The sequence below is a fragment of the Rathayibacter sp. AY1B5 genome, from assembly GCF_002932795.1.
Lineage (GTDB): Bacteria > Actinomycetota > Actinomycetes > Actinomycetales > Microbacteriaceae > Rathayibacter.
Window position 1 is genome coordinate 65,801 of the sequence record NZ_PSWM01000012.1, and the last position, 24,035, is coordinate 89,835.

A 24,035-nucleotide genomic window follows, 5' to 3' on the forward strand; every position below is an offset into this window, starting at 1 on the left:
CAGGATCAGGAGGGGTCGGGCGCTGCGGTGCGCCGCAGCACCAACGCTGTCACATCGTCGTGCGCGTCGTCTGCGAGAGCGTGCAGACGTTCGAAGAGAGCGGGGTCGTCGTTGCTCCGCACCAGCTCGGCGAGGCGGTCGAGCGCGTCGAGCCGCCCGCCGAAGACGTCGAGAAGGCCGTCGCTGCAGGAGAAGAGCGCGTCGCCGGGGGCGAGCACGCGCTGCTCCTCCTCCCAGGAGACGTCGGCGGCGATGCCGAGCGGGACGCCTGTGGAGGCGAGCCGCTCCGTGGTGCCGTCGGCGCGGAGGAGGAGGGTGAGGCCGTGGCCGCTGTCCACGAACGCGACGGCGCCGCTCGCGAGGTCGACCCGGGCGATCAGCGCGGTGGCGAACATCCCGGTCGCGGTCAGATCGGGCAGGAGCTGGCGGTTCACGGCCTCGACGGCCGCCGCGGGGGAGAGCTCCGGCCGAGCCTGGAACGCGGAGCGGATCGCGGAGGCGATGATCGCCGCCGACACTCCCTTGCCCATCACGTCGACCAGCTCGAGGGAGAGGTCGTCCCCGCTGCGGCGCCACGCCGTGTAGTCGCCGGCGACGTCGTGCAGCGGCGTGGTCAGCGAGTCGAGGCTCCACTCGCCGAGGTCGAGGCGCTCGGGCCAGAGCCGCTCCTGCGTCTCGCTCGCGCGTCCGGAGAAGGCGATCTCGCCCAGCTCCCGCTCCGCCCACCGGCCGAGGTCCTCGAGGATCTCGCGCTCCTCCTCCGAGAAGCCGCGCACCTCGCTGTCGATGATGCAGATCGTGCCGACGCGGAGGCCGTCCCCGACGACGAGCGGGCGGCCCGCGTAGAAGCGCACGTGGGGGGATCCGGTGACCACGCCGCGGTCGGCGAACCGCGGATCGGCGGTGGCGTCCTCGACGACGAGGATGTCGCCCTGCTGGACCGTGACGTCGCACATCGAGTCGGCGCGCAGCATCCTGCTCGCCCGCGCCGAGCGCTGGGGCGACTTCGTGAACTGCGTCGTCTCCTCGAGGATGTTGATCTCGGCGAGGGGGACGCGCAGGAGCCGGCGAGCGACGCGGGTGATCCTGTCGAAGCGCTCCTGGGGGGTGCTCAGGCCGACCCCGAGCTCGGCGACCGCAGCGAGGCGGGCGCGCTCGGACGGCCCGCTCACGTGCGGGTCCGGGCGAGCGCCCAGAGGTTCTGCCCATCGACCCTGCGGTAGGAGAACTCGGTGACGAGGGCGTGGATGAACGGGATGCCGCGGCCGGCCTCGTCCCACTCGTCCGGCATGTCGCGGGGGTCGGCGACCTCGGCGGGCGCCTCCTCGGCGGAGTCGTTGAGCGAGGCCCGCAGCTCGGTCGCGTCGACGCGGATCTCGACCAGGCAGATGATGTGCCGGTACGACCGGGCGTGCTGGACGATGTTCGAGGTCAGCTCGACCAGCGCGGTCTCGAACGACATCCGGTCGACCGGCGCGACGCCCGGCTCTTCGAGCCACAGCTCCTCGAGCGCCTCGTGGACGGCGGTGACGCCGTCCTCGGGCGGCGTGCGCACGACGAAGGAGCGCTCAGGCACGGTAGGCCTCCTCGACGGTCTCTGCGCTCCCGAGAAGGCGGTCGAGGTTGGACAGGCCGAGCACCATGGCGGGCTGCTCGCCGGCGGCGGCCACGCGCAGCTCGCCGCCCGCCTTCCGCGCCTCCTTGAGGCCGGCGACGAGGACGCCGAGCCCCGATGAGTCGAGGAACTCGACCGACGCCAGGTCGACGACCACGCGGACCTCTCCCGCCTCGAGCGCGCGCTGGAGGACCGCTTCGAGCTCCCACGCCGTGGACAGGTCGAGCCGGCCGACGGGGCGGATCACCACGATGTCGGGCTCGATCCGCTCGGTGCTGATCCTCGAGCTGGGCTCCATGGTGTCCTCCTGACGGGACGGCACGCGGTTCCGGAGGGCTCGGAGACGCGGTGAGGACGCGGTCGGGGGCGCGACCGAGGGGTTCCGGATCCGATGCGGGAGTGAATCGGGGAGTTCGTCCGCATCCGACCGTACAAGGGAACGGGGCGCCCCGTGGGAGGCGTGACCGGATCCGCGCTGCGATCCGCGATAGGCGGTCCTGCGGAGGAGGCTCCGCTCAGCCCCTCGCGGCGGCGAGAGCGTCGGCGGCGAGCCGCGCGGAGGCCTCCCGGCCGGTCAGCCAGAGCGGCACGGAGCGGGCGCGGAGCCCCGCCGACTCGAGCGCCGGGACCGCGTCCGCGTCCTCCTCGCCGACGAGCCAGGCGTCGAGGAGGCCGCCCTCGCTCCGAGCTCCGTAGTGCCGGCCGACGGCCTCGGCGGAGGTCTCGACGCCGATCGCGGCGAGGCAGGCGTCGGCCATGCCGCGCACGACCGCGCCGCCGATGACGGGGGAGACGCCCACGACGGGTGCGGAGGTCTGGCGGAGGGCGTCCGCGATCCCGGGGACGCCGAGGATGGTGCCGATCGAGACGACGGGATTGGAGGGGGCGACGAGCACCGCGTCGGTGTCGGCGATCGCCTCCAGCACGCCCGGGGCGGGACGGGCGCTCTCCACCCCCTGCTGGACGAAGCGGCGGGCGGGCGCGGACGCGCGCAGCCGCACCCACCACTCCTCGAAGTGGAGGAGCCGCACGCCCTCCCCGGGAAGCTCGACCTCGACGTGGGTCTCGACGTCCTGGTCCGACATCGGCAGCAGGCGGACCCCCAGCGGCCAGCGGGCGGTGATCCGGGCGGTCGCCTCCGAGAGGGTGAGGCCGTCGCGCAGCATCGAGCTGCGGGCGATGTGGGTGCCGAGGTCGAGGTCGCCCAGGGTGAACCACGGCCAGCCGACGCCGAAGGCGGTGAGCTCGGCCGAGACCCGCTCGCTCTCGCCGGCCCGGCCCCAGCCGCGCTCGGTGTCGTTCACTCCGCCGAGCGCGTAGGTGATCGAGTCGAGGTCGGGGCAGACCTTGAGGCCGGTGAGCCACATGTCGTCTCCGGTGTTGACGACGACGGTGATCTCGCTCGCCTCGCCCCCGGCGGCCTCGAGGTCGCGGAGGTGCTCGCGGACCGCCGAGGTGAAGCGGGCGCCGCCGACGCCTCCGGCCAGGATCGTGATGCGCATCCGCCCACGCTAGCGGCACCGACGGATTCCTCCCCCGGCGAGCCTTAATGCTGCGGATCCGCGCCGGAAACACCGGGGAAACGTCGAACCCCGACGATGAAGCCCTGTCCGCGGAGCCGGACGGGCCGTCATTGCCTTCGGGCCCGGCGGGGACCACAGTGGGTCCACGTCCCCGGCTCCTCACCGCCCGGCGGAGCACGACCGGAGCCGGACAGGGACGCCCGAGCATGGAGGTACCGATGACCATCGTCCGCGCAGCGATCACCCAGACGACCTGGACCGGCGACAAGGAGTCGATGCTCGACAAGCACGAGCAGATGGCCCGGGACGCCGCGGCCGACGGCGCGCAGATCGTCTGCTTCCAGGAGCTGTTCTACGGCCCGTACTTCGGCATCACGCAGGACAAGAAGTACTACCGCTACGCCGAGCCCGCCGACGGGCCGATCGTGCAGCGGTTCGCGGCCCTCGCGAAGGAGCTGGGCGTGGTGATGATCCTCCCGATCTACGAGGAGGAGCAGACCGGCGTCTACTACAACACCGCGGTCGTGGTCGACGCCGACGGGACGATCCTCGGCAAGTACCGCAAGCACCACATCCCGCACCTGGACCGCTTCTGGGAGAAGTTCTACTTCCGGCCGGGGAACCTCGGCTTCCCGGTCTTCGACACCGCGGTCGGCAAGGTCGGCGTCCACATCTGCTACGACCGCCACTTCCCGGAGGGCTGGCGGGAGCTGGGCCTGAACGGCGCCCACCTCGTCTTCAACCCCAACGCGACCAAGCCCGGACTGTCGAACCGCCTCTGGGAGGTCGAGGGCCCGGCGGCCGCGGTGGCGAACGGCTACTTCGTGCTGCAGCCCAACCGGGTCGGCCGGGAGGACAACGAGTACGGCGAGCTCGCGGTCGACTTCTACGGCACCAGCCAGATCATCGATCCGCGGGGGGAGTTCGTCGGCGAGCGGGGCTCGGGCGAGGCCGAGGAGATCCTGATCCGCGACCTCGAGATGGACATGGTGCAGGAGATGCGCGACGACTGGCAGTTCTACCGGGACCGCCGGCCGGAGTCCTACACCAGCATCCCGAAGCCGTGACCGCAGTTCGAGACGGGGAAGACCGATGAAGACCCTCATCACCGGCGGGACGGTCGTCAACGCGACCGGCACCGGAGCAGCAGACGTCCTGATCGACGGCGAGACCATCGCCGCGGTCCTCGCCCCCGGCTCCACGCTGCTGGGCTTCGACCTGGCGGCCCACGTGGACCGCGTGATCGACGCGAGCGGCAAGTACGTCATCCCGGGCGGGATCGACGCGCACACGCACATGGAGATGCCCTTCGGCGGCACCTCCGCCTCCGACACCTTCGAGACCGGGACGCGGGCGGCGGCCTGGGGAGGCACGACGTCGATCGTGGACTTCGTGGTGCAGTACCCGGGCGAGAGCGTCGTCGACCGGTTCCAGGCGTGGCAGGAGAAGGCGGCGGGCAACTGCGCGATCGACTACGGCTTCCACCAGATCCTCTCGGACGTGCAGGACTCCTCGCTCGTCGCGATGGACGAGCTGATGCGCGAGGGGGTGACCAGCTTCAAGCTGTTCATGGCCTACAAGGGCGTGTTCCTCTCGGACGACGGGCAGATCCTGCGGGCGTTCCAGAAGGGCGCGGAGAACGGCGCGATGATGATGATGCACGCCGAGAACGGCGCCCTCATCGACGAGCTGGTGAAGCAGACCCTCGCCGCCGGGAACACCGCGCCGTACTTCCACGGCACCTCTCGCCCCTGGCAGGCGGAGGAGGAGGCGACGCACCGGGCGATCATGATCGCCGACCTCACCGGCGCGCCGCTGTACGTGGTGCACGTCTCCGCGAAGCAGGCGGTGGAGCAGATCGCCCAGGCCCGCGACCGCGGCATGAACGTCTTCGGGGAGACCTGCCCGCAGTACCTCTACCTCTCGCTCGAGGAGCAGCTCGGCGCTCCGGGCTTCGAGGGTGCGAAGTGGGTGTGCTCCACGCCGCTGCGCTCGAAGGCGGAGGGGCATCAGCACCACATGTGGCAGTCGCTGCGCACCAACGACATCCAGATGGTCTCGACCGACCACTGCCCCTTCTGTATGAAGGGCCAGAAGGACATGGGGATCGGCGACTTCTCGAAGATCCCCAACGGCATCGGCTCGGTGGAGCACCGGATCGACCTGATGTACCAGGGCGTGGTGTCGGGGCAGATCTCCCTGCCGCGCTGGGTCGAGCTCACCTCGACCACTCCGGCGCGGATGTTCGGGATGTACGGGAGGAAGGGCGTCATCCAGCCCGGGGCCGACGGCGACGTCGTCGTGTACGACCCGAGCGGGCACACCTCGATCGGGATCGGCGAGGGCCGCAGCCACCACATGAACATGGACTACTCGGCCTGGGAGGGCTTCGAGATCGACGGCCACGTCGACACGGTGATCTCCCGCGGCAGGGTCGTCGTCGACGACGGCTCCTACGTCGGCACGAAGGGCGACGGGGCGTACATCCCGCGCGGTCTGAGCCAGTACCTGATCTGAGCCGGCACCCGATCCGAGCCAGCACCTGATCGAGCAGAAGGAACCCCATGGACTTCGGAGTCGTCCTCCAGACCAACCCGCCCGCCTCGCGCACCGTCGCGCTCGCCGTCCTCGCGGAGACGTACGGCTTCGACTACGCGTGGACCTTCGACTCGCACCTGCTCTGGCAGGAGCCCTACGTGATCTACTCGCAGATCCTCGAGAGGACGCACCGGATCACGGTCGGCCCGATGGTCACCAACCCCGCGACGCGCGACTGGACGGTCATCGCCTCGCTGCACGCGACGCTCAACGAGATGTACGGGAACCGCACGGTGTGCGGGATCGGACGCGGCGACTCGGCGGTGAGGGTGACCGGAGGAGCTCCGACGACGCTCAAGACGCTGCGGGAGTCGATCCACGTCATCCGCGAGCTCGCCAACAGCCGGCCGGTCGAGTACAACGGCCAGACGCTGCAGTTCCCGTGGAGCCGGGGCTCGTCCCTGGAGATGTGGGTCGCCGCCTACGGCCCGCTCGCCCTGAAGCTCGCGGGCGAGGTCGGCGACGGCTTCATCCTGCAGCTGGCCGACGTGGACATCGCGCGCTGGATGATCGGGGCCGTCAAGGAGGCGGCGGCGAACGCCGGCCGGGATCCGGAGTCGCTGCAGTTCTGCGTCGCGGCGCCGATGTACATCGGCACCGACCGGGAGCACATGCGCGACCAGTGCCGCTGGTTCGGCGGGATGGTCGGCAACCACGTGGCCGACATCGTGGGCCGCTACGGCGCCTCGGGAGCGGTGCCGCAGGCGCTGACGGACTACATCGCCGGCCGCGAGGGCTACGACTACAACGAGCACGGCCGTGCGGGCAACAGCCACACCGCCTTCGTGCCGGACGAGATCGTGGAGCGCTTCTGCGTGCTGGGCACGGCGGACGAGCACATCGAGAAGCTCCGGGCGCTCGCCGACATCGGCGTGACGCAGTTCGCGGGCTACCTCCAGCACGACAACAAGGAGGAGACGCTGCGCGTGTACGGCGAGCGGGTCATCCCCGAGCTGCGCGAGCACATCGTGGCCCGCGCATGAGACCGGCCCTCGCGCGCGGGCTCGTGCTCGGCGCCGGCGGGCTGCTCCTGCTCGCGCTGGTGTGGGAGGGCTGGAAAGTGCTCGGGCCCGAGGCGGGGGTGGTCGTCGGAGGCGTCACGGTGCTCCCGCGCACGAGCGCGATCGCGATGCCCCACCTCTGGGAGATCGCGGCCCGGCTCGGCGAGCCGGTCACCGGAGCGCGCAACGCTCCGGCGCTCTGGTCGGCCGTCCTGGCGGCGAGCGCCTTCTCTCTGGGGATCGCCGCGGTCGGCTGGGTCGTCGGCACCGTCGTCGGACTGCTCCTCGCCCTCCTGATGCAGCGGTTCCGCACGGCGGAGTCGGCGGTGCTTCCCTGGATCGTGCTGAGCCAGACGGTGCCGCTGATCGCGATCGCCCCGCTGGTCCGGCGCTGGGGGTCGCAGCTCGAGCTCGGACCGGTGACCTGGGAGAACTGGATGTCGGTGGCCCTGATCGCCTCCTACCTCGCGTTCTTCCCCGTCTCGATCGGCGCGCTCCGCGGTCTCGGTTCGCCGACCGCCCACCAGGTGGAGCTGATGCACGTCTACGGCGTGGGCTGGTGGAAGACGCTGGTGCGCCTGAGGCTCCCGGCGAGCGTGCCCTACCTGCTGCCGGCCCTCCGGCTCGGAGCGGTCAGCGCCGTCGTCGGCACGATCGTCGCCGAGGTGTCGATCGGTCTGCGCGGCGGCATCGGCCGCATGATCATCGAGTTCGCCTCCGCCGCTGGAGGCGACCCCGCCAAGCCGTGGGCGCCGATCCTCGGAGCGGTGCTGGTGGGCCTCGCGGCCGCCGGAGCCGTCGCCCTGCTCGGCACCCTCCTCCGTCCGTTCCGCCGAGGGGAGCAGCCCGCATGAGCACTGCAGGATCCGCGGTCGTCGTCGACACCGTCACGAGGACCTTCACCACCGCCAGGGCTGCGAGCGTGACCGCGCTCCAGGACGTGTCGCTCGAGGTCGCCGCGGGGGAGTTCGTCTCGCTGATCGGCCCGTCCGGCTGCGGGAAGTCGACGCTGCTGCGGCTGATCGCCGACCTCGACGAGCCGGACTCCGGCTCGATCGCCGTGTTCGGCAAGACGGCGCGGCAGGCGAGGCTCGACCAGGACTACGGGATCGCCTTCCAGCAGGCGGGCCTCCTGCCCTGGCGGACGATCCGGGCGAACATCGCCCTGCCGCTCGAGCTCCACGGCGTCGCCGCCGCTGTCCGGCGCTCGCGCGTCGACGAGCTGCTGGCGCTGGTCGGGCTCGGCGACTTCGCCGACTCCTACCCGGACCAGCTCTCCGGCGGGATGCAGCAGCGCGTCGCCATCGCCCGCGCGCTCGCCGAGAGCCCGCGGCTGCTGCTGATGGACGAGCCGTTCGGCGCGCTCGACGAGATGACCCGCGAGCGGATGCAGACGGAGCTGCTGCGGATCCGGCGCGAGACCGGCGCGGCCGTCGTCTTCGTCACCCACTCGATCCCGGAGGCGGTGTTCCTCTCGGACCGCGTCGTGGTGATGTCGCCGCGACCCGGCAGGATCCGCGACGTCCTCCCGGTCGGACTCCCCGGAGCGTCCGAGCGCGACGCGGCGGTCCGGGAGGACACGGCGTTCTTCCGCGACGTGAGCGCCGTGCGCGAGCTGCTGCACGGCGACCTCGCGGCCGTGCCGCGCGGGGTGGAGAACCGGTGAGCACGACGGCGCTCGCGCGCAGCGTGCTCGCTCCGCTCGTGCTCGGGATCGCCGCGGTCCTGCTGTGGCAGGCCGGGGTCACCGCTCTGGCGATCCAGCCGTTCGTGCTCCCGTCGCCGCTCGCGATCGGACGGGAGTTCGCCGCCAACCTCGGCTCCGTCGCCGAGGGCAGCGCGGTGACCGGCCGCAACGCGCTGGTCGGCCTGCTGGTCGGCGCGGTGCTGGCGATCGTGGTCGCCGGGCTCTCGGCGCTCGCGAGGGTCTTCGACGGACTGGTCGCGCCGATCGTGGCAGCCGCCGCCGTCGTGCCGATCGTGGCCCTCGCTCCGGTGCTCTACACGATGTTCGGAGCGAACGCCGAGACCGCGCGGCAGCTCGTCGCGGCGCTCGCCGTGTTCGTGCCGGTCTACGTGACGACGCTGCGCGGGCTGCGGCAGGCCGCTCCGGTGCATCGCGACCTGCTGAAGGCCTACGCGGCGACGCCGTGGCAGACCGCCCGCACGATCACGCTGCCGGGCGCGGTGCCCTACGTCTTCACTGGGCTCCGCATCGCCTCCTCGCTGGCGGTGATCTCGGCGCTGGTCGCCGAGTACTTCGGCGGACCCGTCGGCGGGCTCGGCAAGTCGATCACCACGGCGGCCTCGGGCAGCGACTACGCGCTCGCCTACGCCTACGTCCTGGGCGCCGTGCTCGTCGGCCTCGCCTTCTACTGCGTGACGGCCGCACTCGAGGCCTTCGCGCTGCGGCGCAGCCGGATCCGCTGAGCTTCCCCGACTCCACCCGACTCACCACTCGCACCGCCGCACGATCAGCGCCACCTGCACCACAGCACCACCTGCACCGCCTGCACCACAGCACCACCTGCACCGCCGCACCACGGGGCGCGCCGCACCGGCGTCCCCCGCAGACCGCACCAGGAGGACCCGTGACCAGACGCACCCGCATCACCCTGACGACGACCGCCGCCTTCGCGGCCGTGGGCCTCGCGCTCACCGGCTGCAGCGCCTCCGGCGGCTCCGGCTCGGGATCCGACTCCGGCTCCGACGGGCTCACGCCGGTCACCCTGCAGCTGCAGTGGGTGGCCCAGGCGCAGTTCGCCGGGTACTACGCCGCCGTCGACCAGGGCTACTACGAGGACGAGGGCCTCGATGTGACGATCGCCGAGGGCGGCGGCGACATCGTCCCCCAGGACGTGCTCGCCTCGGGCGACGCCGACTACGCGATCTCCTGGGTCCCCAAGGTCCTCGGCTCGATCGAGCAGGGCGCCGAGATCACGGACGTCGCGCAGATCTTCGAGCGCAGCGCCACCACGCAGATCTCCTTCAAGGACAAGGGGATCACCTCGCCCGCCGACCTCGCCGGGAAGAGCGTGGGCAGCTGGGGGTACGGCAACGAGTGGGAGCTGTTCGCCGGCATGCAGAAGGACGGCGTCTCGCTCGACGACATCTCGCTGGTGCAGCAGCAGTTCGACATGAACGGGTTCCTCGCGGGCGACATTGACGCGGCCCAGGCGATGACCTACAACGAGTACGCCCAGGTGCTCGAGACCGTCAACCCCGCCACGGGCGAGCTGTACCAGCCGGACGACCTGAACGTCATCAGCTGGAACGACGTCGGGACCGCGATGCTCCAGGACGCGATCTGGGCCGATGCGGGCAGGCTCGCAGACGACGACGCGTACGCGGAGCAGACCGTCGCGTTCATCAAAGCCTCCATCAAGGGCTGGATCTACGCGAAGGACGACCCGCAGGGGGCGGCCGACATCGTCACCGCGGCCGGCTCGACGCTCGGCACCAGCCACCAGCTCTGGATGACCAACGAGGTCAACAAGCTGATCTGGCCCTCAACGGACGGCGTCGGGATGATCGACGAGGCCGCCTGGCAGCAGACCGTCGACATCGCGAAGGAGACGGAGAACGAGACGGGCGCCACGATCATCAGTGCGGACCCGCCCGCCACGGCCTACTCGAACGAGTACGTCGAGAAGGCGCTCTCCGAGCTCGCCGATGAGGGCGTGGACACGAGCGGAGCGGACTACGCCCCCATCGATGTGACGCTGGAGGCCGGCGGAGCCTGAGCCGGCGGATCCGCGATCCTGCCTCTCCCGGCCCTCCCGCCCCGGGGCGGGCCGGGGGGAGTAGGCTGGACGCTCGTGACTACTTTCAAGAAGACGCCGTTCACCGTGAACGTGCGCGACCTCGTGAGGCGACCGGGCGAGATGCGCGAGCACCGCCTCGAGCTCGAGGCGCCGGAGCAGTTCGGCGAGGGGATCGTCGCGGTCCGCAAGGGATCGGCCGTCGATCTCGACGTCCGGCTCGAGTCCGTGCACGAGGGGATCCTGGCCAGTGTCGAGGTGTCGGCGAGGGCCGACGGCGAGTGCAGCCGGTGCCTGACCGACATCTCCCTGCCTGTCGATGTCGAGTTCCAGGAACTTTTCGCGTACTCTTCTGACGAAGCTTTCGACTATGAGGTTCACGACGACCACGTGGATCTTGAACCTCTGGTCAGGGATGCGGTGGTTCTGTCGCTGCCGTTCCAGCCGGTCTGCCGGCCGGACTGTCCGGGCCTCGACCCCGTCACGGGGGAGCGGCTGGCCGATTCCTCCACGCCTGAACCCGAGGCGCCGCGCGACTCCCGGTGGGCCGCGCTCGCAGGGTTGGGCGAAGGGGACGGCGGGGCCGCAGCGCCCGGAGCTTCCACCGACAGAGCTTCCGCAGACAGCGGTGAGGGCGCGACCGCCCGCACCGAATCCGACTAGAGGTAGAGAAGAGAGAATCATGGCTGTTCCCAAGAGGAAGAAGTCCCGCGCGAACACCCACGCCCGTCGTTCGCAGTGGAAGGCCGAGGTCCCCACCCTCGTCAAGACCATCGAGAACGGCAAGGTCGTCTACAGCCTTCCCCACCGCGCCAAGGTCGTCGAGGACTCCGCGGGCACCGCGCTGTTCCTCGAGTACAAGGGCCGCAAGGTCGCCGACGTCTGATCCCGCTCCTGGTCCGCACGGCGCGGGGCGAACCGCCTCTCGACGAACGGACCGCGGTCCATGGTGAACCAGACCTCCGCACGACCCTCCAGCGACGACCGGTCGCGTCTGGAGGCCACGCTCGGCGTGAGCCTCGACGGTGAGCTCTTCGAGCTCGCCCTGACGCACCGGTCGTTCGCTTTCGAGCACGGCGGCATCCCGCACAACGAGCGCCTCGAGTTCCTCGGCGACTCGATCCTGGGGCAGGCCGTGACCGTCATGCTCTACACCGAGTACCCCGCCCTCAGCGAGGGCGACCTGGCCAAGCGCCGGGCGAGCCTCGTCTCGACCGTCGCGCTGGCCGAGATCGCCCGCGGCATCGGCCTGGGCGAGTTCCTCCGCCTCGGACGCGGCGAGGAGCTGACCGGCGGTCGGGACAAGGCGTCGATCCTCGCCGACACCGTCGAGGCCATCATCGGCGCCGTCTACCTCGGCACCGGGCCCGACGCGGCCCGTGACCTGGTGCTGCGCCTGATCGCCCCCCTCCGGGCCGATCCGCTCCGCTTCGGCGTCTCGATGGACCCGAAGACGAGCCTGCAGGAGGCGGCCGCCGAGCGCGGTGCGCCGGCCCCGCGCTACGAGATCGCCGCCACCGGCCCCGACCACAACAAGGTCTTCGTCGCCACCGTGATCGTCGGCGGACTCGTCACCGCCCGCGGCGAGGGCACCAGCAAGAAGGCGGCCGAGATGGCCGCTGCGCTGGACGCGTGGACCCGTCTGGCGGCTCCCGGCGCACCCGCCGCTCCTGCGGCCTCGGACTGATCGTGCCCGAGCTGCCCGAGGTCGAGGTGGTGCGCGCGGGCCTCGCCCCGGCGGTCACCGGCTCCCTGGTGACCGGCGTCGAGATCGTCGACGAGCGCTCGCTCAAGCGGCACCTGCATCCGCACGGGACCTTCGAGCGCCTGCTCGTCGGGCGCAGGCTGGAAGCGGCGGTGCGGCGCGGGAAGTTCCTCTGGCTGCCGGCCGGCCGCGACGAGGCGCTGCTGGTGCACCTCGGCATGAGTGGGCAGGTGCTGCTGCGCGCGGCGGATGCGGCGCTGCCGCGGCTGGCGCGCATCCGGATCGGGATCGAGCACCCCGAGCACGGCGAGCTGGCCCTGCACTTCGTCGACCAGCGGATCTTCGGCTCGATGGCGGTCGACGCGCTGGTGCCGACGCCGGACGGAGCGCCGGGCGGCTACGCGGGCGAGGAGGCCCGCGGAGGCGGCTGGCTGCGCGCCGTGCCCTCGCAGGTCGCGCACATCGCCCGCGATCCGCTCGACCCCTCCTTCGACCTGGGCTCGGTCGTCGCGGCGCTGGCGAGGAGGAGCAGCGGGATCAAGCGGGCGCTGCTCGACCAGACGCTCGTGAGCGGCATCGGGAACATCTACGCGGACGAGTCGCTGTGGGCGGCGGAGCTGCACCCGGAGCGGCCGAGCTCGTCGCTCGGCGAGGCGCGCATCCGCCGCCTCTTCGCCGAGGTCCGCTCCGTGCTGGAGCGGGCGCTGGCCGAGGGCGGCACCAGCTTCGACGCGCAGTACGTGAACGTGAACGGCGCCTCCGGCTACTTCTCGCACAGCCTGCACGCCTACGGGCGGACGGGGAAGCCGTGCGCCCGGTGCGGCGAGGCGATCGTGCGGGTGCCGTTCATGAACCGCTCCTCGCACCTCTGCCCGCACTGCCAGCAGCTGCCGCGCTGAAGCACCGGGAGGCGTCGCGTCAGGCCGCGGCGTCGGCGGGCGCGGGAGCGTACCGGGAGTGGACGACGAGCTCGCCGAGCAGCGTCGCGACGAGCGTGATGACGGCGGCGATCGCCAGGCCGAGCCAGAGCCCGACCAGCAGGGCGAGCGCGCCGACACCGGCACCCGCGGCGATCAGGACGATCGCGGCGGCGCGGCGGAACCAGGGCTGACCGGACCCTCCCGCCAGGCGCGAATCCGCGGCCAGGCCGGTGATCGTCGAGGTGACGACGACCGTCGTGACGTCCTTGACGGCGAGATGGCGGGCCGTCGCGGCCTGGAGGCCCATCGCCCCGCCCAGCACGCCGGTGACGGTGAAGGCGAGCGGCTCGGGGTGCTCGGGCACGACCGCGAGCACGATCGCCAGGGCGCCGAGCAGGATCCCGACCACCGCGAAGAGCCACGTCGAGCGCGAGGTCCAGCCCTTCTTCACCGGCCGCAGCACTCGGCCGCCGATCACGGCGCCGATCATGAAGGCGCCCAGCGCGATCAAAGGCCCGACCACGGGCAGGTCGGCCGCCCCGGAGAGGGCCATGCCGAGGATGACCACGTTGCCGGTCATGTTGCCGGCGAAGACACGGTCGAGCCCGAGGTACCCGACGGCGTCGATGATGCCGGTCGAGAAGGTGAGGGCGAGCATCAGGCCGAGGGTGGCGCCCTCGGTGCGGGTGCGCAGGCGTCGGAGCACGGGAGTCCTGTCGTCGGGGGCGGGTCTGGAGAATCGTGGCACACGCGTGCACATGCTCGAAACACGGCGCGGTTAGGGTCGGACGGCGCGGACGGGCCGCGCGGGAGGCGGACGCGCATGCGGTGGACGGAGTGGGCGGTGCAGCCCGGCGAGGGAGTGCCGTCGGGGGTCGACTACCTGCCGGCCGAGCCGGGGTCGGTGCTGTGGGGGCGCCTGCCGTGCGCGGCGGACGCGCCCGTGCTCACGGTCGACTCGGGGGCCGAGGTCGTCATCGACACGCTCAGCCACGAGGGAGTGCTGGAGGACCAGGGGCGCGATCCGGTCGCCTTCTTCGGCCGCCACGGGGTCGCTCCGGAGGGGGTGCTGCGCGACGCGGTCGCGCTCGCCGCCGACGGGCCCTTCCGCGACGGCGGGACGGACGGGCCGCACGTGGTCACGGGACCGATCGCGGTCCGGGGGGCGCTGCCGGGGGACCTTCTCCGGATGACCCTCCTCGAGGCCGAGCCGCGCGTGCCGTACGGAGTCGTCTCGAACCGGCACGGCCGCGGGGCGCTGCCGGGCGAGTACCCGCTGCAGGAGGGGCCGTTCAGCGTCTTCGCACGCGTCGACGAGGACGCGCAGGGCGGTCTCCGCGGCGTGATCCCGCTGGTGCCCGGAGGGACGCGAGCCGCCCGGTTCCCGCTCCGGCCGTTCCTCGGCATCATGGGCGTCGCCGTCGCAGGGGAGGAGCGCCCGCACTCGGTGCCGCCCGGTGCGCACGGGGGCAACATCGACATCGCACTGCTGACGGCGGGAACCAGCCTCTACCTTCCCGTGCAGGTCCCGGGCGCCCTCGCCTACGTCGGCGACCCCCACTTCGCGCAGGGCGACGGCGAGGTGGCGCTGACGGCGATGGAGGCGAGCCTGCGCGTCCGGGTGCGCCTGGACGTCGTCCCGCGCGCCGAGGCGCTCGCGGCGTTCGGGGAGCTGCTCGGGCCGATGGCGGAGACCGGCGAGTTCCTCGTGCCCACCGGGATGGACGAGGACCTGGACGTCGCCGTCCAGAAGTGCGTCCGCGCCGCCATCGCGCTGCTGGCCGCCCGATACGGGATGGACCCGGCTCACGCCTACGCCTACCTCAGCGCGGCGACCGACTTCGACATCTCGCAGGTGGTCGACCTGGTGAAGGGCGTGCACGCCCGCGTCCGGACGGCCGACTTCGATGACTGACCCGCGGGTGACGACGCTCGAGGGCGACCTGCCGGACGGGCTGGTGGACGCGGTCCTCGCGTACGAGGCGGCGCTCGGGGCGGACGACGTCAGGGCGCTCGCCGACGCGTTCGTCGACGCGCCGACGACGCTCCGGGGCGACGCCTCCGGACTGCTCGTCGGTCACGCGGCGATCACCGGCTTCCGGGGCCGTCGCGGCGGGGCGCCGGTGCGACAGGTGATCGAGCTGCACGTGCGGGCGGTCGATCGGGACACGGCGCTCGTGGTGAGCGTGAACGCCCCGGCGCGCGGGGGGCGCGGGCTCGTGACGCAGCTGTGGTCGCGAACGGAGGACGGGATCTGGCGGGTGCGCGCCGCGCAGGTGCAGGCGCCCACTCCGCCGCTGGACCCCCGCGTCTGGCGGGCCGTGGGCGCGCCGCTGGTGCCGGCTGCCGGGTCCGGGCCGCTCGACGGACTGGACGTGGCGGTGAAGGACCTCTTCGCGATCGAGGGCCAGCGGATCGGCGCCGGCGTGCCGGCCCTGCTCGCCTCTGCGCCGATCGAGGCGGCGACCGCTCCGGCCGTCGCCCAGCTGCTCGCGGCGGGAGCGTCGGTGCGCGGGATCGCGCAGACCGACGAGTTCGCGTACAGCATCGCGGGCCGGAACTCCGGCTACGGGACGCCGCCGAATCCAGCGGTAGCGGGGGCGATCCCGGGCGGTTCGTCGAGTGGACCGGCGACCGCGGTGTCCCTCGGGCAGGCGGCGGTCGGGCTCGCGACCGACACGGCGGGCTCGATCCGGGTGCCCGCCTCGTACCAGGGGCTGTGGGGGCTGAGGACGACCCACGGCGCGGTGCCTGTCGAGGGGCTGCTGCCGCTGGCGCCGAGCTTCGACACCGTCGGGTGGCTGACGCGGGACCTCGGCACGCTGCGGCGGGTGGCCGAGGTCTGCCTGCCGTCCGGCCCGCCGGTCCGGGGTCTCGCGGTGGCGCCTGCACTGCTGGGCGGAGTGGATGCGGCCGTCCGGGCGGCGTTCCGAGCGGCCGTCGAGGGGCTGAGTGCCGACGAGGTGGTGCTGCCCCCCGTGGCGGAGATGCTCGAGGCGTTCCGGCTGGTGCAGGCCGCCGAGGCGTGGCGGTCGAGCGGCTCGTGGGTCGCGGCGCATCCGGGAGTGCTGGCGGCGGACGTGCAGGCGCGCTTCGACGCGGCGTCGCTCGTCGACGAGCAGACGGAGGCGGCCGCGCGGGCGCGGGTCGCGGGGTTCCGGCAGGCGCTCGACGGCGCGCTCGACGGGCGGGTGCTGCTCCTGCCGTCGGCGTCGTCGGTCGCGCCGGCCCTCGACGCGTCGGCCGAGGCGATCGACGCGGCGCGGACGGCGACGCTCGGCCTGACCTGCGTCGCCGGGATCGGCGGGTATCCGGCGCTGTCGGTGCCGCGCCTGAGCGTGGACGGCGCACCGGCGGGTCTCTGCCTGGTGGGACCGCGGGGGTCGGATCTCGCGCTGCTGGAGCTGGCCGGCACGCTCTGAGGGCGCGCTCTGAGGGCGGGTGAGGGGCATCCCGCCCGCAGGCACGCAGCATGCCCCGCGGTCAGAACGGGGGAGGCGCATCGCTGAAGCTCGGCCTGAGCGGTGGCCGTGAGGACGCAGGCGGATCGGATGGACGGGTGACCACGCGGCGCCCCCCTGTGGAGGAGCGCTGCGCCGCCGGAGGGGTCCCGAGACCCCGACACGGCTCAGGAGGGTCCGCGGAGGACCGACGTCAGCGTGAGCAGGATCACGACGACGCCGACGACGACGAGGAGGGCGCCTCCCGCGGCCATCACGACGGGCGACTGCGTCCTCGGCCCGACCCTCTGCCCCCGCCGGCGCATCTGGTCACGGGCCCGCGCGGAGATCCACTCGCGCCGGCCGATGAACACCGCTCCGAAGACGATCGCGATCGGCGCCCAGACGAGAGCGACGATCTGGTCCTCGGTCACCGGCCGGCGACCGTTCCGTGCGGCGCTGTCCTCATGCCGACCAGTGTCCCGCGGACCTCCCCGGCGCGACCCGCCGCACCCCGTGAAACACCGGCGAAACGTCCGTCCCATAGGCTCTCCGAGTGAAACAGCTGTTTCTCTCCCGTACGCGAAGAGGTGGCCCCATGACCGCGCCCGCACCGTTCCTCCCCGTCGATCCGCCGCCGCGCCTGCTCATGGGCCCGGGCCCGATCAACGCCGATCCGCGCGTCCTGCGCGCGATGTCGGCGCAGCTCGTCGGGCAGTACGACCCGTTCATGACGGCGACGATGACCGAGACGCAGGAGCTGTACCGGCAGGTGTTCCGCACCCGCAACGAGAAGACGATGCTCGTCGACGGCACGAGCCGTGCCGGCATCGAGGCGGCCCTGGTCTCGATGCTGGAGCCGGGCGACCGCGTGCTCGTGCCGGTCTTCGGGCGGTTCGGGCACCTCCTCCGCGAGATCGCGGAGCGCTGCGGCGCGGAGGTGCACGTGATCGAGGCCGAGTGGGGGCAGGTCTTCCCCGTCTCGGCGATCGCGGAGGCCCTGGCCCGGGTGAAGCCGAAGATGCTGGCCGTGGTCCACGGCGACACGTCGACCACCATGGCGCAGCCGCTGGAGGAGCTCGGCGCCCTCTGCGAGAAGCACGGCGCCCTCTTCTACACCGACGTCACCGCCTCCCTCGCGGGCAACGCCTTCGCGACCGACGAGCTCGGGCTCGACGCGGTCACCGCGGGGCTCCAGAAGTGCCTGGGCGGCCCGTCCGGATCGGCGCCGGTCACCTTCTCGGAGAAGGCCGTCGCGGTGATCGAGTCGCGCAAGAGCATCGAGGCCGGGATCCGCGACGAGGGCGACGCCGTCAGCGCCCGCCGCGTCCGCTCCAACTACTTCGACCTCGGCATGGTCTTCGACTACTGGGGGCCGCGGCGCCTCAACCACCACACCGAGGCGACCACGATGCTCTACGGCGCGCGCGAGTGCGCCCGCATCGTCGTCGAGGAGGGCCTGGACGAGACGGTCGCCCGCCACGCGCTTCACGGCTCGGCGATGCTCGCCGGCGTCCGCGGCCTCGGCCTCGAGGTGTTCGGCGACGTCGGGCACAAGATGACGAACGTCGTCGCGGTGCACATCCCGCAGGGCGTGAACGGGGACGCGGTGCGCGGGGAGATGCTCTCCGACTTCGGCATCGAGATCGGAACGTCCTTCGGCCCGCTGCACGGGAAGGTCTGGCGCATCGGCACGATGGGCTACAACGCCCGGACGGACGCGGTGCTGACCACCCTGGCGACGCTGGAGGCGGTGCTGCGCCGCGCGGGTGCCTCCGTGCCGGTGGGCGGCGGAGTCGCAGGAGCCTACGAGGTCTACGGGGCGGCACGGGCATGACCGGCACCACCACGGACCCCACCACCACGGACCCCGCCGCCACGACCGCGGCCCCCGTCGCGACCGCCCTCGATGCCGCCGCAATCATGGCCCGCTGCGACGAGCTCGCCGCGGTCTCCTCCAGCCGCGACGGCATCGAGCGGGTCTACCTCTCGCCCGAGCACGCCCGGGTGAACGCGATGGCCGCGCGCTGGATGACCGAGGCCGGCATGCGCACCTGGCAGGACGCGGCCGGCAACCAGTGCGGCCGCTACGAGGGCGCCACTCCGGGACTCCCGGCGCTCCTGCTCGGCTCGCACCTCGACACCGTCCCCGACGCGGGCCGCTACGACGGGATCCTCGGCGTGATGCTCGCGATCGCCGTGGTCTCGCGTCTGCACGGGGCGGGCCGGCGCCTGCCGTTCGCCGTCGAGGTCGTCGCGTTCGGCGACGAGGAGGGCACCCGCTTCGGCACGGCGCTCCTCGGCTCCCGCGCCCTCGCCGGCACCTGGGACGAGCACTGGTGGGAGCTCGCGGACGCCGACGGGACGACGCTCGTCGAGGCGTTCCACGAGTTCGGGCTGGACCCCTCGCGCATCCGCACCGCCGCGCGCGACGCGCAGGACGTGCTCGCCTACCTCGAAGCGCACATCGAGCAGGGCCCCTACCTGGAGGAGGCGGACCGCGCCCTCGCCGTGGTCTCCTCGATCGCGGGCGCCCGCCGCTTCGCGCTCACCCTCACCGGCAAGGCCGGGCACGCGGGCGGAGTCCCGCTCGACCGCCGCCGCGACGCGCTCACCGGAGCGGCCGAGGCCGTGCTCGCGGTGGAGCGGATCGCACGGGAGCAGGGCGTGATCGCCACCGTCGGCCGGCTCGAGACCTTCCCGGGCGCGGTCAACGTCATCCCGGGCCGGGTCGAGTTCAGCCTCGACCTCCGCGCCGAGACCGACGCCCAGCGCGACGCGGCGTGGGACGCCGTCGAGCACGCGATGTCGGAGTCGGCGTCGCGCCGCCGTCTCGCGCTGACGGTGGAGGAGACGCACTCGGCCCCCGCGGTCGTCGCCTCCTCGCGGCTCCAGGACGTCGTGCGCGCGGGCATCCGCGCGACCGGGGACGCGGAGCCGATGGTGCTGTTCTCCAAGGCAGGCCACGACGCGATGGCGGTCGCCGACCTCGCCGAGTACGCGATGCTCTTCCTCCGCTGCGAGGGCGGCGTCAGCCACCACCCGGACGAGAACGTGACGGAGGCCGACGTCGCGACGGCGCTCGACGCGTTCGAGGCGGCCGTCCTGGCGCTCGCCGACGGGACGCCGACCGCGTGACTCCCGCCCCCGCCCCCTCGACGAGCATCGGCCACCGCATCGATGCCGGCTACGCCGCGCTCACGCGGCAGGAGCAGCGGGCGGCCGACTTCATCCTCGACCACCTCGGCGACCTGGCCGTCTACACGGCGACCGAGCTCGCCCAGCACAGCGGAGTGTCCAAGGCCACGGTCTCGCGGCTGTTCCGCCGCCTGGGGTTCTCGAACTCGCAGGAGGTGCGCGAGCACGCCCGGGCGCTCCGGTCCTCCGGTGTCCCGGTCGGTCCCGCGCAGGGTCAGGGGGATCCGCTCGCCGCGCACCTCGAGGGCGAGCGGGCGAACCTGGCCCGGCTGGCCTCCGCGTTCGGCGGCGGGCGGCTGGAGGACGCGGTGCGGCTGATCGCGGGAGCGCGCGAGGTCGTCGTGATCGGACTGCGCAACAGCTACCCGGTGGCGCTGCACCTGCGCCAGCAGCTCGCGCAGGCGCGCGGACGCGTCCGGATCGCCCCGCAGCCCGGCCAGTCGCTCGGCGAGGAGCTCGAGGGCCTCGGAGCCGACGACGTCGTGGTGCTGGTCGGCTTCCGCCGCCGCCCCGCCTCCTTCGCCGCCCTGATCGGGACGCTCGCCGCGCGCGAGGTGCCCGTGGTGCTCCTCGCGGATCCGCCCGCTCGGCGCTACGCGGAGCACGCGGCGGTCTGGCTGGAGTGCCCGGTCGACAGCGGCACGGCGCTGGACAGCTACGCGGCGGCGATGAGCGCGGTCGCGCTCGTGGCCTCCGGAGTGCTCGGCGCGTCCCCGAGGGAGTCGCGCGAGCGGATCGCCGGGATCAGCACGGCCTACGCGGAGCTCGCGGAGCTGGAGGACCGGCCGTGAGCGAGGCCGCGGAGCTGATCCGCGCGCACGCCAAGGATCCCGTCGGGCAGGCCGACCCGACTCCGTCCCTCGGCCGGGCCGAGCTGATCACCCCCACCTGCGGCGACCGGATCGAGCTGCGCGTCGACGGCGGCGCGGAGCAGGTGCGCCTCGCCTGGAGCGGACGGGGGTGCGAGGTCTCTCGGGGATCTGCGTCGCTGCTCGTGGACGGTCTCGACGGGCTGCCGGCGTCGGCGGTGCGGGAGCGGATCGACGCGTTCCTCGCGGCGATGGCGCACCGGGAGGGCGCTCTCGCCGGCGAGGAGCAGGCGTTGCTCGCGGTGGCGGCCAACCCCGTCCGCTCGGTCTGCGCGACCCTGGCCTGGCGGGCGCTGACCGCCGCTCTCGACGATGCGGGCCTGGTGTGAGCGGCTCAGTGCGGCCGCCCGTCGCGGTCGGCTCCCGACCACAGGTCGCCGCACTCGACTCCGAGCGCGCCCCTCGCGCGCAGCAGGTCGCGCGCGCCGGAGTCGCCGTGCACGCCCTCGAGGAGCTCCGGCCAGTGGTCTCGTCCCAGCAGCACCGGATGACCGGGCCGACCGCGGAAGACCGCGCGGGCGAGCACGTCCGGCGCGACCGGCGCCTCCACGAGCAGCCGCGCCCCCACGCTCGGCGGCTCCTCGGGCAGGTCGACCAGGGCGACCAGCGCGGCGACGCCCTCGGCGGCGGCGAGACCCGCGCGGAGGGACGCCGACAGGCCGGTCTCCCACTCCGCCGCGACGACCACGTCAGCGGACGGCGGCACCAGGAGGCGCGCCCGTCCGGCCTCCGCGCCCAGGACGACGAGCACCCGCCCGCAGCCGACCGCGCGGAGCCTCTCGACGGCCCGCTCCACCCAGGGCACTCCCCCCGCGTCGCGCCGCAGCGCCTTCGGGCCGCCCGCCCGGCGCCCCGCGCCCGCCGCGAGCACCAGCCCGACGAGGTCCCGACTCCCGACCAGATCCATCCGACCATCGTGCCGCAGGCCGAGCCCCTGCTCCGCCGGACGAAGGAGACCGCATGACCGACACCCGATCCGAGACCGCCCGCGACGTGCTGCTCGCGTGCCTCGCCGTCCCGCGCTGGGCCGACGAGGTCGCCTCCGGCGCGCCCTACCCGTCGGCCGACGCGCTGGCCGACGCGGCCGAGCGGGCCGCGCGCACGCTCACCGAGGAGGAGGTGGAGGCGGCGCTGGCCGACCACCCTCGGATCGGGGAGCGGCACGCGGGCGCGGGGCGCTCCTCCGCGTTCTCGGCCGCGGAGCAGGCGGCGAGCCGCACCGGCGACGAGGAGCTGACCCGGCGGCTGCTGGCCGGCAACCGCGCCTACGAGGAGCGGTTCGGGCGCGTGTTCCTCCTCCGCGCGGCCGGTCGCAACCGGGCCGAGGTCGTCGCGGAGCTGGAGCGGAGGCTCGGGCTCGACGACGAGACGGAGGCGCGCATCGTCGCGGAGCAGCTGAGGGAGATCACGGTGCTGCGGGTCCGCGGGCTCGACGACGGGCGCCTGGTCCGGGCGGAGGCGGCACGATGAGCGGGCACGCCAGCCGCGTCACCACCCACGTGCTGGACGCCGTCCACGGCCGCCCCGCGCGCGGCGTCCCAGTGGCACTCGACGTCCGCGTCGGATCGGGCTGGGAGCGCCTCGCCGAGGCCCGCACCGACGACGACGGCCGCGTCGCGGCCTTCGGCCCGGAGCGGCTGGCGGCCGGGGTCCACCGGGTCGTCTTCGACACCGGCGCCTGGTTCGCCGCCTCGGGCACCGAGACGTTCTACCCCGAGGTCGTCGTCGCGTTCCGCCTCGACGACGAGGACGCGCACTTCCACATCCCGCTCCTGCTCAGCCCCTTCGCCTACTCGACCTACCGGGGCAGCTGATGCAGCTCCAGGACGTCCTCGACGCGCCGCAGCTGCGGCTGCACGTGCTGGTCGCCGGCGACGGAGCGCTCGCGCGGCCGGTCGACGGCATCTTCACGACCGATCTCCTCGATCCGCGCCGCTACATCTCGCGCGACCAGCTGGTGCTGACCGGTCTGGTCTGGCGCCGGGACGCCCAGGACAGCGCGGCCTTCGTCGCCGCGGTCGCGGACTCCGGCGCCAGCGCTCTGCTCGCGGGCGAGGGGCTGCTGGGCTTCGTGCCGGACGACCTCGTCGTCGCCTGCCGCGCGCACGACGTCCCGCTGATCGCCGTGCCGGCCGACGTGTCGTTCGGAGCGATCACGGCGCACCTCTCGAACGCCCTCGCCGGCGACCGCGTGGCCCGGCTGACGGCCGCGCTCGCCCGCCAGCGGGAGCTGCTGACCGAGGTCTACCGGGGGCAGCGGCTCGACGAGCTCGTCGCGCGCACCTCCCGAGAGCTCGGACTCCCGGTGTCGGTGCTGACCGCCACCGGCCGGACCGCGGCCTCCGCCTCGCCCCTCGGGCTGGGCGAGATCGAGCGGGTCGTCCACGCGGCGCTCACGGCCCGGCGCAGCCCGGTTGTGGTCCCGGACGCCCGCGGCGGCGCGCTGTCGGTCCTCACCGTCGCCGGCGCGGGCGAGCACCGCGCCACCTCCTGGCTGGTCGTCGTCGGGGGCGACTGGAACGACTGGCCCGCCGCGGTCCTCGACGCCGTGACCGAGCTCGCCGGAGTCGTGGGGGTCTACCGGCTGCAGCGGGAGGCGGCGCTCTCGGCCGACTCCGCTCTCGCCGACCGCCTGCTCGAGCTCGTGGAGGAGGACAGCGAGCAGCCGGAGGCAGCGGTGTACCTGCGGCAGCTCGGACTCGGCGGCGCCGGGCGGTGCGCCGTGGTCGCCGCCGAGTTCGAGGGGGACGCGCCCCCGGACCTGGCGCGCCGGGTGCTGGTGGACGCCGCCGCGCACCTGGGTCGAGCCGTGGTCGGACGCGACGCCCAGGGCTGCGCGGTCGCGGTGCTGCCCACCGAGGCGACCGACGCGATCCCGACCGGCGCGGATCCGCTCGCCGTCGTCACCTCGGCGCTCCGACGAGCGGGAGCCGCGTGGCCGGGCGCCGTGCTGCGCGTCGGGACGAGTGCTGCGACTCCGCTGCCCGCGCTCGGCGGCGCCCTGCGCTCGGCGCGCTACGGGATGCTGCTGCCGGGCTCTCCGGGCGACGACGCGCCCGTGCGGATCAGCGACTCCGGAGAGGTCACCTCCGCCGTGCAGCTGCTGAGCGCGGTCCCCGACCACCTGCGCTCGGTTTTCGTCGAGCTGGTGCTCGGGCGGCTGGTGGAGCACGACGCTCGGTACGGCTCGCAGCTGGTCGCCACGCTCGCCGCGTTCCTCGACTGCGGCGGCTCGTGGGTGCGCACGGCGGAGCAGACGCACCTGCACCTGAACACCGTGCGGTACCGCATCGCGCGGGTGGAGGAGCTGACGCAGCGGGATCTGTCCGACACGGCGGACCGCGCCGACCTGTTCCTGGCGCTGCGGCTGCGCTGACGGCCGGGTGCGCGCGGTCCGCACCGCGC

27 protein-coding genes are annotated in these 24,035 nt (G+C 73.3%); 20 read left to right on the top strand and 7 right to left on the bottom strand.

Annotated features, from left to right (window positions below):
- Positions 1 to 5 precede the first annotated feature (5 nt).
- The 4 genes from C5D44_RS09485 to cofD form a co-directional block, all read right to left on the bottom strand.
- Complete coding sequence (locus tag C5D44_RS09485; RefSeq protein ID WP_181118480.1) at positions 6 to 1,172, bottom strand: PP2C family protein-serine/threonine phosphatase; 1,167 nt, start codon at positions 1,170 to 1,172, stop codon at positions 6 to 8.
- Positions 1,169 to 1,576 (bottom strand): ATP-binding protein, encoded by a 408-nt coding sequence (locus C5D44_RS09490; protein ID WP_104223473.1) that lies wholly within the window; start codon positions 1,574 to 1,576, stop codon positions 1,169 to 1,171. The genes C5D44_RS09485 and C5D44_RS09490 overlap by 4 nt, the downstream gene beginning before the upstream one ends.
- A complete protein-coding gene (locus tag C5D44_RS09495) occupies positions 1,569 to 1,913 on the bottom strand; it encodes an STAS domain-containing protein (protein WP_104276783.1) in 345 nt (114 codons plus the stop codon). Before C5D44_RS09495 ends, C5D44_RS09490 begins: the two co-directional genes overlap by 8 nt.
- Positions 1,914 to 2,130: 217 nt before the next feature.
- Positions 2,131 to 3,117: a 2-phospho-L-lactate transferase gene (gene cofD / locus C5D44_RS09500; protein ID WP_104276782.1), complete on the bottom strand. Its 987-nt coding sequence runs from the start codon at positions 3,115 to 3,117 to the stop codon at positions 2,131 to 2,133.
- A 239-nt stretch (positions 3,118 to 3,356) separates the two neighbouring features.
- Here cofD and C5D44_RS09505 point away from each other — a divergent pair, with 239 nt between their 5' ends.
- The 11 genes from C5D44_RS09505 to mutM all read left to right on the top strand — a co-directional run bounded on the left by C5D44_RS09505 (position 3,357) and on the right by mutM (position 13,102).
- Positions 3,357 to 4,205, top strand: a complete 849-nt coding sequence (locus C5D44_RS09505) for a nitrilase-related carbon-nitrogen hydrolase (protein ID WP_104276781.1) — start codon at positions 3,357 to 3,359, stop codon at positions 4,203 to 4,205.
- 25 nt (positions 4,206 to 4,230) lie between these two features.
- A complete protein-coding gene (hydA, locus tag C5D44_RS09510; protein ID WP_104226664.1) occupies positions 4,231 to 5,655 on the top strand; it encodes a dihydropyrimidinase in 1,425 nt (474 codons plus the stop codon).
- A 47-nt stretch (positions 5,656 to 5,702) separates the two neighbouring features.
- A complete protein-coding gene (locus C5D44_RS09515) occupies positions 5,703 to 6,719 on the top strand; it encodes a TIGR03842 family LLM class F420-dependent oxidoreductase (protein WP_104281497.1) in 1,017 nt (338 codons plus the stop codon).
- On the top strand, positions 6,716 to 7,591 hold the full coding sequence (locus C5D44_RS09520; protein WP_104281498.1) for an ABC transporter permease: 876 nt from the start codon (positions 6,716 to 6,718) through the stop codon (positions 7,589 to 7,591). Before C5D44_RS09515 ends, C5D44_RS09520 begins: the two co-directional genes overlap by 4 nt.
- Complete coding sequence (locus tag C5D44_RS09525; RefSeq protein WP_104276778.1) at positions 7,588 to 8,403, top strand: ABC transporter ATP-binding protein; 816 nt, start codon at positions 7,588 to 7,590, stop codon at positions 8,401 to 8,403. The genes C5D44_RS09520 and C5D44_RS09525 overlap by 4 nt, the downstream gene beginning before the upstream one ends.
- Positions 8,400 to 9,167 (top strand): ABC transporter permease, encoded by a 768-nt coding sequence (locus C5D44_RS09530; protein WP_104276777.1) that lies wholly within the window; start codon positions 8,400 to 8,402, stop codon positions 9,165 to 9,167. Before C5D44_RS09525 ends, C5D44_RS09530 begins: the two co-directional genes overlap by 4 nt.
- A gap of 161 nt (positions 9,168 to 9,328) precedes the next feature.
- Positions 9,329 to 10,480, top strand: coding sequence for an ABC transporter substrate-binding protein (locus C5D44_RS09535; protein ID WP_258065105.1), 1,152 nt, complete (start codon positions 9,329 to 9,331; stop codon positions 10,478 to 10,480).
- Between the two features lie 141 nt (positions 10,481 to 10,621).
- Positions 10,622 to 11,161, top strand: coding sequence for a DUF177 domain-containing protein (locus C5D44_RS09540; protein WP_104276832.1), 540 nt, complete (start codon positions 10,622 to 10,624; stop codon positions 11,159 to 11,161).
- Positions 11,162 to 11,180: 19 nt separating this feature from the next.
- Complete coding sequence (rpmF, locus tag C5D44_RS09545) at positions 11,181 to 11,384, top strand: 50S ribosomal protein L32 (protein WP_104223482.1); 204 nt, start codon at positions 11,181 to 11,183, stop codon at positions 11,382 to 11,384.
- Positions 11,385 to 11,444: 60 nt separating this feature from the next.
- Complete coding sequence (gene rnc, locus C5D44_RS09550) at positions 11,445 to 12,185, top strand: ribonuclease III (RefSeq protein ID WP_104281499.1); 741 nt, start codon at positions 11,445 to 11,447, stop codon at positions 12,183 to 12,185.
- Between the two features lie 2 nt (positions 12,186 to 12,187).
- A complete protein-coding gene (mutM, locus tag C5D44_RS09555; RefSeq protein WP_104281516.1) occupies positions 12,188 to 13,102 on the top strand; it encodes a bifunctional DNA-formamidopyrimidine glycosylase/DNA-(apurinic or apyrimidinic site) lyase in 915 nt (304 codons plus the stop codon).
- Between the two features lie 19 nt (positions 13,103 to 13,121).
- Here the strand turns inward: mutM and C5D44_RS09560 are convergent, their stop codons facing one another.
- Entirely contained in the window at positions 13,122 to 13,829 is a 708-nt protein-coding gene (locus C5D44_RS09560) for a YoaK family protein (protein WP_308470818.1), read from the bottom strand.
- Between the two features lie 117 nt (positions 13,830 to 13,946).
- Here C5D44_RS09560 and C5D44_RS09565 point away from each other — a divergent pair, with 117 nt between their 5' ends.
- Together C5D44_RS09565 and C5D44_RS09570 are read left to right on the top strand one after the other, a co-directional pair.
- On the top strand, positions 13,947 to 15,038 hold the full coding sequence (locus C5D44_RS09565) for an acetamidase/formamidase family protein (RefSeq protein WP_104281501.1): 1,092 nt from the start codon (positions 13,947 to 13,949) through the stop codon (positions 15,036 to 15,038).
- Positions 15,031 to 16,545, top strand: a complete 1,515-nt coding sequence (locus C5D44_RS09570) for an AtzH-like domain-containing protein (RefSeq protein WP_104281502.1) — start codon at positions 15,031 to 15,033, stop codon at positions 16,543 to 16,545. Before C5D44_RS09565 ends, C5D44_RS09570 begins: the two co-directional genes overlap by 8 nt.
- A 206-nt stretch (positions 16,546 to 16,751) precedes the next feature.
- Here C5D44_RS09570 and C5D44_RS09575 read toward each other — a convergent pair whose 3' ends face one another.
- Positions 16,752 to 16,997, bottom strand: a complete 246-nt coding sequence (locus C5D44_RS09575) for a hypothetical protein (protein WP_104276772.1) — start codon at positions 16,995 to 16,997, stop codon at positions 16,752 to 16,754.
- Positions 16,998 to 17,161: 164 nt separating this feature from the next.
- Here C5D44_RS09575 and C5D44_RS09580 point away from each other — a divergent pair, with 164 nt between their 5' ends.
- Genes C5D44_RS09580 through C5D44_RS09595 form a run of 4 tightly spaced genes read left to right on the top strand, consistent with a single transcriptional unit; the run spans position 17,162 to position 20,959 of the window.
- Positions 17,162 to 18,400: an alanine--glyoxylate aminotransferase family protein gene (locus C5D44_RS09580; protein ID WP_258065107.1), complete on the top strand. Its 1,239-nt coding sequence runs from the start codon at positions 17,162 to 17,164 to the stop codon at positions 18,398 to 18,400.
- Entirely contained in the window at positions 18,397 to 19,701 is a 1,305-nt protein-coding gene (locus tag C5D44_RS09585; protein WP_104281503.1) for an allantoate amidohydrolase, read from the top strand. The genes C5D44_RS09580 and C5D44_RS09585 overlap by 4 nt, the downstream gene beginning before the upstream one ends.
- Entirely contained in the window at positions 19,698 to 20,552 is an 855-nt protein-coding gene (locus C5D44_RS09590; protein ID WP_219815338.1) for a MurR/RpiR family transcriptional regulator, read from the top strand. Before C5D44_RS09585 ends, C5D44_RS09590 begins: the two co-directional genes overlap by 4 nt.
- A complete protein-coding gene (locus C5D44_RS09595; RefSeq protein WP_104281504.1) occupies positions 20,549 to 20,959 on the top strand; it encodes an iron-sulfur cluster assembly scaffold protein in 411 nt (136 codons plus the stop codon). Before C5D44_RS09590 ends, C5D44_RS09595 begins: the two co-directional genes overlap by 4 nt.
- A 5-nt stretch (positions 20,960 to 20,964) precedes the next feature.
- Here the strand turns inward: C5D44_RS09595 and C5D44_RS09600 are convergent, their stop codons facing one another.
- Positions 20,965 to 21,537: an NTP transferase domain-containing protein gene (locus tag C5D44_RS09600; RefSeq protein ID WP_104281505.1), complete on the bottom strand. Its 573-nt coding sequence runs from the start codon at positions 21,535 to 21,537 to the stop codon at positions 20,965 to 20,967.
- Positions 21,538 to 21,590: 53 nt separating this feature from the next.
- Between C5D44_RS09600 and uraD the strand changes: the two genes are divergently transcribed.
- The 3 genes from uraD to C5D44_RS09615 are packed head-to-tail and all read left to right on the top strand — an operon-like array spanning position 21,591 to position 24,006.
- On the top strand, positions 21,591 to 22,100 hold the full coding sequence (gene uraD, locus C5D44_RS09605) for a 2-oxo-4-hydroxy-4-carboxy-5-ureidoimidazoline decarboxylase (RefSeq protein WP_104281506.1): 510 nt from the start codon (positions 21,591 to 21,593) through the stop codon (positions 22,098 to 22,100).
- Positions 22,097 to 22,444 (top strand): hydroxyisourate hydrolase, encoded by a 348-nt coding sequence (gene uraH, locus C5D44_RS09610; protein ID WP_104281507.1) that lies wholly within the window; start codon positions 22,097 to 22,099, stop codon positions 22,442 to 22,444. The genes uraD and uraH overlap by 4 nt, the downstream gene beginning before the upstream one ends.
- On the top strand, positions 22,444 to 24,006 hold the full coding sequence (locus C5D44_RS09615) for a PucR family transcriptional regulator (RefSeq protein WP_104281508.1): 1,563 nt from the start codon (positions 22,444 to 22,446) through the stop codon (positions 24,004 to 24,006). The genes uraH and C5D44_RS09615 overlap by 1 nt, the downstream gene beginning before the upstream one ends.
- The last annotated feature ends 29 nt before the right edge of the window (positions 24,007 to 24,035 follow it).